The 13,047-nt window shown below is 42.7% G+C and carries 8 protein-coding genes; 5 read left to right on the forward strand and 3 right to left on the reverse strand.

All coding sequences use genetic code 11. From position 1 onward, the window contains the following. Positions 1-14: 14 nt before the first annotated feature. From DWW10_RS09355 to DWW10_RS09375, 5 genes are all read left to right on the forward strand, one after another. Positions 15-1,748, forward strand: a complete 1,734-nt coding sequence (locus tag DWW10_RS09355) for a RagB/SusD family nutrient uptake outer membrane protein (protein ID WP_022393063.1) — start codon at positions 15-17, stop codon at positions 1,746-1,748. A 21-nt stretch (positions 1,749-1,769) separates the two neighbouring features. Beyond that, positions 1,770-2,663, forward strand: coding sequence for a glycerophosphodiester phosphodiesterase family protein (locus DWW10_RS09360; RefSeq protein ID WP_022393064.1), 894 nt, complete (start codon positions 1,770-1,772; stop codon positions 2,661-2,663). A gap of 17 nt (positions 2,664-2,680) precedes the next feature. Next, positions 2,681-3,577 carry a glycerophosphodiester phosphodiesterase family protein gene (locus DWW10_RS09365; protein ID WP_022393065.1) on the forward strand — a complete coding sequence of 299 codons (897 nt, stop codon included), beginning with the start codon at positions 2,681-2,683 and terminating at the stop codon, positions 3,575-3,577. An 80-nt stretch (positions 3,578-3,657) separates the two neighbouring features. Then, positions 3,658-5,163, forward strand: a complete 1,506-nt coding sequence (locus DWW10_RS09370; protein WP_022393066.1) for a sulfatase — start codon at positions 3,658-3,660, stop codon at positions 5,161-5,163. Further along, positions 5,156-6,502, forward strand: coding sequence for an MFS transporter (locus DWW10_RS09375; protein ID WP_022393067.1), 1,347 nt, complete (start codon positions 5,156-5,158; stop codon positions 6,500-6,502). Before DWW10_RS09370 ends, DWW10_RS09375 begins: the two co-directional genes overlap by 8 nt. A 547-nt stretch (positions 6,503-7,049) precedes the next feature. Here the strand turns inward: DWW10_RS09375 and DWW10_RS09380 are convergent. The 3 genes from DWW10_RS09380 to DWW10_RS09390 form a co-directional block, all read right to left on the reverse strand. Beyond that, positions 7,050-8,141, reverse strand: coding sequence for an AAA family ATPase (locus DWW10_RS09380; protein ID WP_022393068.1), 1,092 nt, complete (start codon positions 8,139-8,141; stop codon positions 7,050-7,052). A gap of 79 nt (positions 8,142-8,220) precedes the next feature. Next, positions 8,221-11,796: a family 78 glycoside hydrolase catalytic domain gene (locus DWW10_RS09385; protein WP_118420781.1), complete on the reverse strand. Its 3,576-nt coding sequence runs from the start codon at positions 11,794-11,796 to the stop codon at positions 8,221-8,223. Between the two features lie 142 nt (positions 11,797-11,938). Next, entirely contained in the window at positions 11,939-13,027 is a 1,089-nt protein-coding gene (locus tag DWW10_RS09390) for an acyltransferase (RefSeq protein WP_022393070.1), read from the reverse strand. Between the last annotated feature and the right edge of the window lie 20 nt (positions 13,028-13,047).

The following is a 13,047-nucleotide window of genomic DNA, read 5'->3' on the forward strand; positions in this document are numbered from 1 at the left end:
AAAAGGAATTGAAAATGAAAACAATGAATAAAATAATTATTGCACTTTTGGCAATGGCAAGCTTTACGGCTTGCGACGGATTACTCAATATGACTCCGGAAGATACTTTAAGTCCGGGAACCTTCTTTTCTTCCGCAACCGAATTACAGTTATGGACAGATGGCTTTTATACTCAACTGGAGAATGCTGACGATATAGTGGCTACAAATGCCGACGATAATATCGACAGTGAATTAGGAGCCGTACTGCAAGGACAACGTTCGACAGCAGACGAAAGTGGCTGGAACTGGGATAAACTGCGCAGTATCAATTACTACCTGCAGCACTCCGACAGATGCAAAGATATGGCAGCCAGAAATGAATACGACGGAGTCGCATACTTCATGCGGGCATACTTCTACTATGTAAAAGTACGTCGCTACGGAGATGTTCCTTGGTACAATCAGGTACTGACTTCCGTTGATCAGGAACTATTGTTTAAACCACGTGATGACCGTGGTTTAGTTATGGATTCCATCATGAACGATCTGGATAAAGCCATACGTTTACTCTCTGCCGCAAAGAGTACGGCAAGGGTAACTAAATGGACAGCATTAGCACTCAAAACAAGAGTAGCGCTCTATGAAGGAACCTACCGTAAATATCGTGGAATGAATAATGCTGATAAATACCTGAAACAAGTGGCAGAAGCCGGTGAAACTTTCATCAAAGAAAGCGGTTACAAATTATACACCACGGGAAACACCCCCTATCGCTCTTTATTCAACAGTCTGGAAGCATGTACTGATGAAGTTATATTGGCACGACTTTATAGCCAAACAGCCAACGTAATGCATGGAATTCCTTTTGCTATAAAGAACGGGCGGCAAGGATTTACAAAACGTTTTATGAATCACTATCTGATGGCCGATGGAACACGTTATTCGGACAAGGCAGGTTGGCAGGCCGATGATTTTGTTGCAGAAACCACGAATCGTGATCCACGCATGCAGCAAACAGTACTGTGTCCGGGGTATATCCAGACGGGAGCATCTAAGGTGACAGCCAATGACCTTACAGCATTGACCGGTTACCAGCCTATTAAATTTGTCGGAGAATCCAAGTATGACGGTGCCAATAAGGCATTTACCGATTGGCCTCTGTTCCGCACAGCCGAAGTATACCTGAACTATGCAGAAGCGAAAGCCGAACTGGGTACACTGACTCAAAATGATCTGGATATATCCGTCAATAAGCTCCGCGCACGCGCTAAAATGCCCGATCTGGATATGAATGAAGCGAATGCAACGCCCGATCCACTGATGCAGGAGTATTATCCTAACGTAACCCAAAGCACAAACACGGGAGTCATTCTTGAAATCCGCAGAGAACGTACTATAGAATTAACGATGGAAGGTTTCCGTCTTTGGGATATCTTCCGTTGGAAAGAGGGACAACAGCTTACAAAACCTTTCTATGGATGCTACTTCCCCTCGGAAGGTGAATACGATATGGATGCAAACGGTACAAACGACCTCTTACTCTACACTGAAGACAAGGGAAACTTCAAAGGTACTGCAAAGAAGTTGGGTAAAGATCTCATTTTAACCAACGTAACATCCGGTAACATTCATGCATTGGATAAGATCAAGGTAACTTGGGATGAGAACCGGGATTACCTATGGCCGATACCTGCAAGCGAGCGTGTTGTAACCGGTGGTAAACTGACACAAAATCCGGGTTGGACAGATAGTACAAACTTTGATTAATGACATAGAACAGATTTTATTATGAATAGGTATTTAATAAATATATTACTCTTTTTTGCTGCTACTGCTTACGGACAGCAAAATAGAATGGACTTCCTTTTAGATAAACTAAATGATGGCGGTAAGTCCGACTATGTAATGATCATCGCCCACCGTGGTGACTGGCGCAATGCACCCGAAAACTCTCTCCAAGCCTACCAAAGCTGTATTGATGCCGGATTTGACGGCATTGAGATTGATGTGCAGATGACCAAAGACAGCGTTATAGTAATGATGCACGACAAAACAATAGACCGCACTACCACCGGAAAGGGTAAGGTATCCGACTATACACTGGCAGAATTGAAAGAGCTATATCTAAGAAGTCCTATCGGAGTAGTCACACGACAGAAGATACCTACTTTGGACGAGGTATTGGAAATGGCTAAAGGAAAGATTCTCATTCAGGTTGATAAATGGCAACCGGTAAAAGAAAAGGTGATTAAAGTAGCCAAGCAGCATGGATGTATGAATCAGATTATCTTGCGCGGTACTAAAAACAGTAAGCAAGTGATCGAGGAATATGGAAAATTCCCGGAAGGCCTTATTTACATTCCAGTATTAGTCTGCAAGGGTAATGGAGATAACGAAAAACTGGATGATTTTATGGATAACATAAAAACCTCTGTAATCAGTCTTTCATTCAAACGTGATGATTTCCCTGTAATAGACCGTACTAAAGAGATTAAAAGCAGAGGGTTCCGTATCTGGTACAATTCTCTATGGGCGGACTTCAACGGAGGTCATGATGATGAACTGGCAATGGACGATCCGGAAAACAGCTATGGATGGCTCTTGCAAAAAGGAGCTAATATCATCTTCAGTGACCATCCCTTTTTACTGGATGCATATTTAAAGAAAATAGGTAGAAGATAATTAAAATAAGAATAGATATGAGAAGAATAGTTTTTATACTGATTGCCATACTTGCAACTGTGCAACTTAGTGCACAAGACAGGGTTAGCAAAATTCGTGAGAAGTTATTAAACCGTGATCAAAGCACAGTTATTGTTGCCTCACACCGCGGAGACTGGCGCAATTTCCCAGAGAACTCCTTGGAAGCGATAGACAATGCCATCAAGATGGGTGTAGACATCGTGGAACTGGATGTACAACGTACCAAAGACGGTGAGCTGATATTGATGCATGACCCCACGCTGGACCGTACCACTACCGGAAAAGGAAAAATAGCAGAAGTAGCCTTGGATTCCATCCGAAAACTAAAGTTGAAAAATGGTTGTGCCATCCGCACAATCCACAATGTACCGACTCTGGAAGAAGCTTTGATGCACGCCAAAGGAAAGATTATGCTGAATCTTGATAAAGCCGACCGTTACTTCGAACAGGTATATGCACTGATGGAAAAAACAGGAACGACCAAACAGATTATTATGAAAGGGAATAAATCGGCGGAAGAAGTAAAAAAACAGTTTGGCAATTATCTGAATGATGTGATCTATATGCCTATTGTCAATTTGGACAAGGTTAATGCCGGAGAGCAAATTGAAACATTCATCAAAGATATGAATCCTGTAGCCTTTGAACTGTTATATGTAAAAGACTCCAATCCGCTTCCTGTTAAATTGAAATCATCACTCGATGGCCGTGCACTGATCTGGTACAATACATTATGGGATACCATGGCAGGTGGTCATGACGATGATCTGTCACTCAAGAATCCGGATGAGGGATATGGCTACCTGATCGATAAATTGGGAGCAAGAATTATTCAAACGGACCGTCCTCAATACCTGCTTGATTATCTGAGAAGCAGAGGATTGCATAATTAAAATACTGGCTTAAATACAGGGGAATGTTCCGGACTGATTAGTCCGGAACACCTTTTTACACCCTTTTAAAACCAAAGATTATGAACAGAAGACTATTTATTTCCGAACTGGTTGTCCTATCAGTAGGGTTTACCACCGTACAGGCTCAAACCACCGGAAAAACAATAAAGCCCAATATGCTTTTTATCCTGGCTGATGATTTGGGATGGATGGATTTAAGCTGCTACGGAAGTTCCTTTTATGAAACTCCCAACATCGACCAACTTGCCAAAGAAGGAATCCGCTTCACAAATGCCTATGCAGCATGTCCTGTTAGTTCACCCACCCGCGCCAGTTTTCAGACCGGAAAATATCCTGCAAGACTTCATCTGACGGACTACATTCCCGGTGGATATGCAGTAGCTTCCCGCAAAAGAATTATTGATGCGACATGTCCGGTTCTGCCGGTACCGTTTGTACAGAACCTGCCATTGAGTGAGCTGACTATTGGAGAAGCCCTCCAACAAGAAGGTTATCAGACCGCCCATATCGGTAAATGGAATTGTTCTATCGATTCGCTCACTTATCCGCAATATCAAGGTTACGATATAAACATAGCCGGATGCAATAAAGGGGGACCAGGCAAAGGAGGGTACTTCTCTCCTTATCACAATCCTTGCCTGAGTGACGGTCCGGAAGGAGAATATCTGACTGACCGCCTGGGTGACGAGTGTATCAAGATAATCCGCCGCTTCAAAGATAAGCCATTCTTTATCAACCTGCCTTTCTATCAGGTTCACACGCCTCTGCTAGCCAAGGCAGATAAAGTGAAGTATTTTGAAGAAAAAGCAAAAAGGATGGGACTCAACTCATTCAAAACATTCAATATTACACCGGAATGGAAAAACAAGCAGCCCTTTCAAGATTCAACACATATTGAAAGAATCATTCAAAGTAATGCTGTATATGCTGCCATGATTGCCAGTATGGATGAAAACATTGGCAGAATAATCGATGAATTGAAGCGTTTGGGACTGTATGAGAACACAATCATTATATTTACTTCGGACAACGGAGGATTGTCTACTTCCGAAGGTTCGCCAACAGCTAATCTCCCATTGAGGGGAGGTAAAGGTTTCACATACGAAGGAGGAATAAGAGAGCCTCTTATTGTACGTATTCCTCACATGGAAAATGCCGGAAATTGGTGTGACAGTATGGTGATTTCTACAGATTATTATCCTACAATACTCGAAATGACCGGAAGCAACCTACATCCTGAACAGCATCTGGATGGTATCAGCTTCTTCCCATTGTTGAAGAATGAAAAGCGAAATTACCGTGACGCTATATACTGGCATTATCCTCATTATTCCAATCAAGGAGGGCGTCCTTCAGGAGCCATCCGCATGGGAAGCTATAAGTTACTCCAGTTTTACGACACTGGTGAACTTGAATTATATGATCTTTCAAAAGATTTATCTGAAAAAGAAAATCTAAAAGATAGCGAGCCGGAGCTCACAGAGAGATTACTCAATAAATTAGAAAACTGGCGTACAAGTGTAAACGCAGATATGCCCATTAAAAATACTAAAGTACATGATTAAAAGAATACTTGATTTTTATAAGATATCACTCCCAGCTACAGAAGCTTGTCAGGATACAGACTCACAACGCTTCAAGCGTATCCGTCTTGTCACCTTTCTGTCTGCCACAATGGGGTACGGCATTTATTATGTATGTCGCCTCAGCATGAATATTGTTCGCAAACCTATTGTTGAAGACGGGGTATTCTCTGAAACGGAATTGGGAATCATAGGTTCCTGCCTCTTCTTTGTTTATGCTGTAGGAAAACTGACAAACGGCTTTCTGGCAGACCGCAGCAATGTAAAGCGTTTCATGTCCACCGGATTACTCTGCTCTGCATTGATCAATCTGATATTAGGATTTACAAACTCTTTTTATGCTTTTGTCTTACTTTGGGGATTGAATGGTTGGTTCCAATCTATGGGAGCCGCTTCCGGGGTCGTATCGCTAAGCCGTTGGTACAACAGTAAAGAACGCGGTACTTACTATGGTTTCTGGTCTGCCAGTCATAATATAGGCGAAGCATTGACATTTATCTCGATTGCATTGGTAGTGAGTTGGATGGGATGGAAATACGGAATGATCGGAGCAGGAATCATCGGTCTGCTGGGCTTTCTGATGATGTCTGTCTTTATGAAAGATACTCCTCAAAGTCAGGGCTTTCTGCTGAATAAAGAAGCGGAACAAGATAATTCAAAAAGACAATCAGAAGAGTTCAATCGTGCTCAGAAAGCCGTCCTTCGTAATCCGGCCATCTGGATATTGGCTCTTTCCAGTGCTTTCATGTACATCAGTCGCTATGCAGTGAACAGCTGGGGAGTGTTTTACTTGCAGGCACAAAAAGGATACGATACGTTGGACGCAAGTTTCATTATCTCTATCAGCTCTATTTGCGGAATTGTAGGAACCGTACTTTCAGGTATTATTTCTGATAAACTATTTGCCGGTAGCCGGAATGTTCCGGCATTGGTATTCGGAGTAATGAATGTAGTAGCTTTATGTTTATTTTTGCTTATACCCGGCGTTCATTTCTGGCTGGATGCTTTAGCCATGGTTTTATTTGGTCTGGGTATCGGAGTACTGATCTGCTTTCTGGGTGGACTGATGGCCGTTGATATCGCCCCACGCAATGCTTCGGGTGCAGCTCTGGGTGTAGTAGGAATTGCAAGTTACATCGGCGCAGGATTACAGGATGTGATGAGCGGCGTATTGATAGAAGGGCAAAAGACTGTAGTAAACGGAACCGATATGTATGATTTCACATATATCAATTGGTTCTGGATCGGGGCCGCACTACTTTCCACTTTGCTGGCGTTGCTGGTGTGGAACGCAAAAGCGAATACTTCTACAACAAATTAGGAAAGTAAGCCTTTAAAAAGCAGAAAGTTAGAACTATTGTTTTAGAAAAAAGTAGTTTCACTTGGGCGGTTTCGTTATATGGAAGACATAAAGAAAGAATTTTCTTTATTCCACCTCTATAAAGGCAGACTTTCAAACATTTCAGCAACATACGCCTTTATCTCTAAAAGTGGAAATAGAAAAATCCTGCATATACAACGGCATGTATATGCAGGATTCTAGTATAATATACCCCATTTATGCAGTTCTCAGATGAAAAAGTCTGTTTCTTGTCGACAAAACATTAACTTCCTGTCGACAGGAAGTTAACTTCTTGCGAACAAAGAGTTAACTTCATTCAGAAAGAACACTTGTTTCATTAGAAAGAAACAGTACTTTCATTAGAAACGAGCAATATATCGACTTTTTAGAGTTGTAAACTATTCGCTATACGCCTGACAGTATGTAGTCTACAAAAATAGAATTCTTTCTTTTCTTCCATCCGGTAGATAAGGCAAAAGAACAGATTCTAAAGCTATTAAATATGCAAAGTGTCAAAACGTCCTTTTTACCGATGCTTCATTATCCATTGTGCAAAGAAAGGATCATCCATCTCATACACATCATTCTTAATGACATAGCCTAATTTACTCAATCGTTTCAAACTACTGAAAGCAGTACTCGAAGATTCAATTCCCTGATTCCTGAGAAAAGACAAACTGGTAGGAGAACCAAGATTCATATTTAAACCTATCAGCACTTTTTTGTCCGTGCGGTTAAAAGTTGCCCATAATCTCTCATAATCCATATCATGCACTTGGGTCAACAAAAGGCTTGCATCAGCAACCAATGTATCCATATATCCCTTCTGCAACCAAAGTGTCCAGACCTGAAAAGCCAACTGCTGAGTATAATATGGATGGCAACGGGTAAATGCAAGTATCTCCCGACTCACATTCTCAACTTCTGTCTTTTCTCCAAGTTCACAAAAGCCTTTTTTCAGAAACACAAGAAAATCATCATAAGGAATCTTATCCAATTTCATCAGATAACCAAAATGATAGAAAGGGGATTTCTTCTTTTCAAATATTTCCTCCATCATAGACTCCTGGCTACCCAGAAATACATAGTTTACATGGCTGTGCAACTGAAGTATGGAACGCATTTTTTTATCCAGATTCTTATCCAATGCCTTTATCTCCTGAAATTCATCTAAGACAACGACCGGTTTCTCTCCCCTCTCACCTATTTTGTCAATGAGAATGAAAACATCTTCCAAAAGCACAAAACTATCAACTGAAGGTTGAAAAGACAACTCTATGCCATCTGTCATCGGATTAGTCGAAATGGTAGGAATAAAACGGAAATGAGAAATCAGATGTTTAAGACGTTCCATCGGATATTTACGAAGCACTAATTTAAGCAAATGGGCGGCAAAGTCTTCCGTATCCGTCACCAGTTGCAGATTCAATTGAAAAACCGGACGCTCCAGACTTTTCATAACCTTCTGTACAAGGCTTGTCTTTCCAAAACGACGAGGGCTTATCAATATCAAATGATTCTCACTTGAAATGACTTGCTTCACTTTTTCTTGCTCTTCCACTCTATCTGTGAAGTAGCTACCATCCACTATAGTACCAAACTTAAAAGGGTTTTCCATATTGCGAACTTTTTCAATGCGAACTTTTTCGCAAAGATAAGATTTACATATTGAATCCCATAATCTTCAGTTTGTTTTTTCAATGAATTCCCTTAGATCTGGCTATCTCACCTTTCTTCCTCTTCCTTGCCGCAAGCGGATAATCCTTCTTCACCTCAAACGAATAGCTGCCGGAAAAAAGTTTCAAAACCACCTCTCCATTTCCTTCACTGATAAATTCTATTCCTTTACACTTCCGGACAGGTTTCGTTTTCTCACGAACATCCCTCAGCGATGCAGCCGGCAGATATAGGGTAGCTGTAGTATTGGCAGGTACAGTGAAAGTATAACGAATCACTCCGCTCTCCACTTTCCAGCCACTTTCAATGCGTCCATACATAGAATCATAATATCCCCGTGCATACGTCATCTTCCCGGTTGGATCGGGCATCGGCTTCAGAACAAACTGTTTGAAACCGGGAGAAATTTCATCACGCTGTATTCCCAAAGAATAATTATACATCCAGGCACCCACAGCACCGAAAGAATAATGATTGAAAGAATTCATGCGATTGTTTCCACCAAAACCATCTGTGCGAGTATAAGAGTTCAGACGTTCCCAGATGGTAGTGGCTCCCTGTTCAATGGAATAAAGCCACGAAGGATAACTGGTCTGCTGAAGTAGCCTGTAAGCCAAGTCTGAATGCCCGTAGTCAGACAAAGCCTTATTGATCCATGATGTGCCGATGAAACCTGTCATCAGAGAGTAAGGCGGGCATTGCTGACCTCTATCCGTGGTATTCTCCCTTTTCACAGTCTCTGCAAGATTGGCAATCACCTTATTACGATTCTCTTCATCAATAATATTGAAAGCCAACGGAAGCACATACGAAGTCTGTATATCGATATGTGATCCCTTTTTCTCAGGGACAAAAGCCGAAAACCAGGTCTTTCCGGTCTCAGGCTCTATATACGTTTTATTAAAGAAATCCTTCCGGGCGGCATGCAGTTCACGAAACCACTCGGCATCGGTAGCCTTACCAAGGACAGCCGCCATCTTAGCCATCAACTCCAGATCATAAATGAAGTAGGCTTCCCATACCAGAGATTTGTCATTCTTCTCATCCTCCAGCCCCAGCCAGTCACACAAATCACCCCACGAACGGGTTTGAACAATCAGGTTGGTTTCTGTTTCGATGGTATTATCGATGATGTATTGAATATAGCGCTTCATGGCGTCGTAGTGTTCGCTCAACAAAATGGTATCCCCATATTGCTGGTAACACTCCCAAGGCACTGTGATTCCGGCACTTCCCCACAGCAGACCGCCAAAGCCACCACCCAATGGAGCAATATCCGGAAAACGCCCATCCGTCCGCTGAACATCGCGCATAGAACGGAGATAGCGTCTCAGGAATTGCGGGACATCCGCCAGATAAGTTGCCGTGCGCGAGAAGACAGAAATGTCTCCTGCCCATCCCAGCCGTTCATTGCGTTGCGGACAGTCCGTAGGAATGGAAAGGAAGTTTCCATAAGAAGACCAGGTTATATTCTTCCAAAGCTGATTCACCTGAGTATTGGAAGTCTCGTAGCGTGAAGCTAATTCGTGTATAGAGCTGAGTACTACCCCTTTCACCGCTCCCACAGGCAACGGTTTATCAATGCCTGTGATCTCTATAAAGCGGTAACCATGATAGGTGAAGCGGGGAGAGATGATTTCCTGCCCGCCTTTAGCTATATAAACATCCTGAGCCATAGCGGCACGGATATTCTCCAGCATAATCATACCGATATTCCCTTCGTATTCCGGCAAATCGGGATATTTCACCTCAGCAAAGCGCAGCGTAATTTCCGTTCCGGGTTTCATGCCCGATAAACTAATTCGGGGAACTCCTACCATATTCTGCCCCATATCATATACAAACACACCGGGGCGGACTTCTTCTACCGAGAGAGCCGTCAACTCATTTATTTGTTTCACCGTCTGACCGAACTGCCCGGTAAGTTCAAAGCCTGAATAATCATTCACCCACGGCATATTCGGATTACCTGCCGTACTGATATTACCTTCCAAGGCAACTTCATGAGCCGGTTTCCAGGCAGATGCATCATAAGAAGCCATACTCCATCCTTCCACTGCCGTTTCCCTTAAAGCATCATACACTTCACCCTGGAAGAAACTACCGTAAGTAATAGGACCTTCACTGAAATACTGCCAGGATAACGGATCAGTTACCACCACATCGGTCCGGCCATCTGCATACGTGATAACCAGTTTCGCTAATAAAGATTGACGGTCACCGAAGAAGTTCCAATTGTCTCCCGTAAAGGTAGCACCCCCACTCCACCAGCCTTCTGCCATCAAAGCGCCAAGGGCATTTCTACCGGAATGAACGTACTCCGTTACATCAAACGTCTGGTACAGATGGGTTTTATTATACTGGGTGATTCCGGGATTAAAATAATCGTCTCCTACACGCTTGCCATTCAGATAAACCTCATAAATACCACGTGAAGTAACATACAAGCGGGCTTTGGCTATTTCAGTATCCGGAGTAGAGAAAACCGTACGAAGCATAGGGGCAGAATTGCCTTTGGGAGTGAAAGTACGAAAAGCACCGGAAACATTGCCATCTATCCAGTTATTCCCTTCTTTACAAGTAGTTATCACATTCGAAGGACTTCTGAGATTAGCAATCTCCATCTTCGGGAAAATAGCAGATTGCCCTGCGGGAACATCAAAACCGACATCGCCTACCACCGGGAAAGCGATAAAATCACCTCCCCGCCCCAAAGGGTTCAGGTCTGCCCGACCAATCTCTTCGCCACCATCCACATAGAATCTTGTAAACCCCAGATCGGAAGTAAGGCTTATGGTATGCTGTGCATACTTGTTGTTTTCATGAATCCATGTCAGCGGAACAGGGAAACTTTTGAAAGGAACGCTTCCCTGATCGTCCGGATGGTATCCCACACGATACACATTCAGCATTGCCTTTTTACCCGAAACGAGTGAATCAATGCTCAATTCTATTTTAATATAAGATTCATCTTTTCCATTCTGCAAGTGATACAGGTTCTTATTCTTATCCATCAGACGCTTATCATTCGCTCCGTAGACAAAGCCTGCACGTGTGCTTTTTGACTTTTCATCCAGTTGAAGTGAAACATTCAGCCTGAATACCGGGAGATAGTGAGAATAGAGCATCCTGTCTTTATCTCCGCCACCTATCCACTTAGCACCACTCCATCCCTCGTAAGGGGAAGTTTTACTCATTAATCCTGTCTCAAACCAGGACGTTTCCGATGATTGTTCGCCTCTTTGATTCCAAACGTTGACTGTCCAGAAATAGCAGGTAGCAGGTTGCAAAGGAGCACCGGCATATTCTATGTTCAGTGACAGGTCACTCGACACTTTTCCGCTATCCCATACCAAACTACCCATTTCATCAGTCACTATTATCTGATAGGCCTTCTGCGAATAACCTCTTTCGGTATCCGGCACCACCATTTGCCAACTGAAACGAGGCTTTTCTACATCGATGCCTAATGGCATTTCGGCATATTCCACCTTGAGTTTTTTAATAGAAACAGGATTTTCTACAGCATATAACAAAGCCGGGCAAGCCAGGCAGATAGAAAGAATCAACAATACAAGGGATTTATAGCTTTTCATAATATACAGTAATTCATAGATTTACAGTGTACAAATATAGTGTTTATCTAATAAATATTGAATGAGTAATTTGATATAATTCATTAGAAAATTGCCATATCAGTAAACATAGAATCTAATTCAATAATCTGTATATAAGCCCTTATCCTATGATCCACTTACTGCCCGGTATGAACGAGATAATCTTCGTAGCGATGAAACAGCTAATGAATGTACTTACTGCAATACAGGGTATAGCGGCAACAGTGGGCAGTTCCAGGTTATGCTTGAACACGGTTACCCATAACCCAAGCCAGAATATGTGCATAAGGTACATACCATAGCTGAGCTTTGATGTTTCTGTAATAGCCTGTGGCGGATTCTGACGGTTTATACATGTGAAAAGAAGGAATGTACCTGCCGTGAGAAGCACACAGTTGATGGTGCAGAAAGCCCATCCGATCTCTATTTCCGGGGTAACGAGAATTTCTCCGGGAATGGCCTGGACATAGAATGAGTAAATCGTCCATACAGCACCGACCACCATTAAAATAGTTCCTATAGTGAGGCGCTTGGAACGATTCCATGTAAGATGCACACGTATATAATGCGCCATTACAAGGTATCCCAAGTAACCGGAGAAGTACCACAGCATATGGTATTCGTTCCAGAAACATTGTCCCCACACTTCACCGAACCAGCGGTTGAGATAAGGCATACAGGTCGAAAGCAGGAACAGACCAATGAAAAAACGTTCTTCTTTAGCCGTAGCTTTACTCAGCCACGGCGATATGATGGGGATGAACAGATAAAGGCTGATCAAAGGATACATGAACCACAAGTGTCCGGCCAATGACGGAAAGTTCAGGAATATCCGCGACATATCATTAAACGATGTTTCTCCGTTTATCTGTCCCCACAACATCGGAAGCGTACTGTACAGTATCATGAATATGAAGAATGGCGGCAAGATGCGAAGGGCACGTTGACGGTAGAATTGCCACATGGTCTGTTCTTTCTTCATCGGTGCAAGAAGAAATGCAGAGACAATCATAAACAGTGGCACCGCCATGCGTGAGAAACCGTCGTACACAGCTACCCATAGCCGGTCTGCCTCACTACCCAGGTAGGACTGAGGCCCCACCATATCCGTAGCTCCGGCAGCACCATAAAAGTTTTCACTAGCATGGACAACCATGACAAGAAAGCACGCAAATACACGCACATAATCCAAAAAAACAATACGCTTCATCTTTTTTATTTAAATATTTA

The sequence above is a fragment of the Bacteroides intestinalis genome (assembly GCF_003464595.1).
Lineage (GTDB): Bacteria > Bacteroidota > Bacteroidia > Bacteroidales > Bacteroidaceae > Bacteroides > Bacteroides intestinalis_A.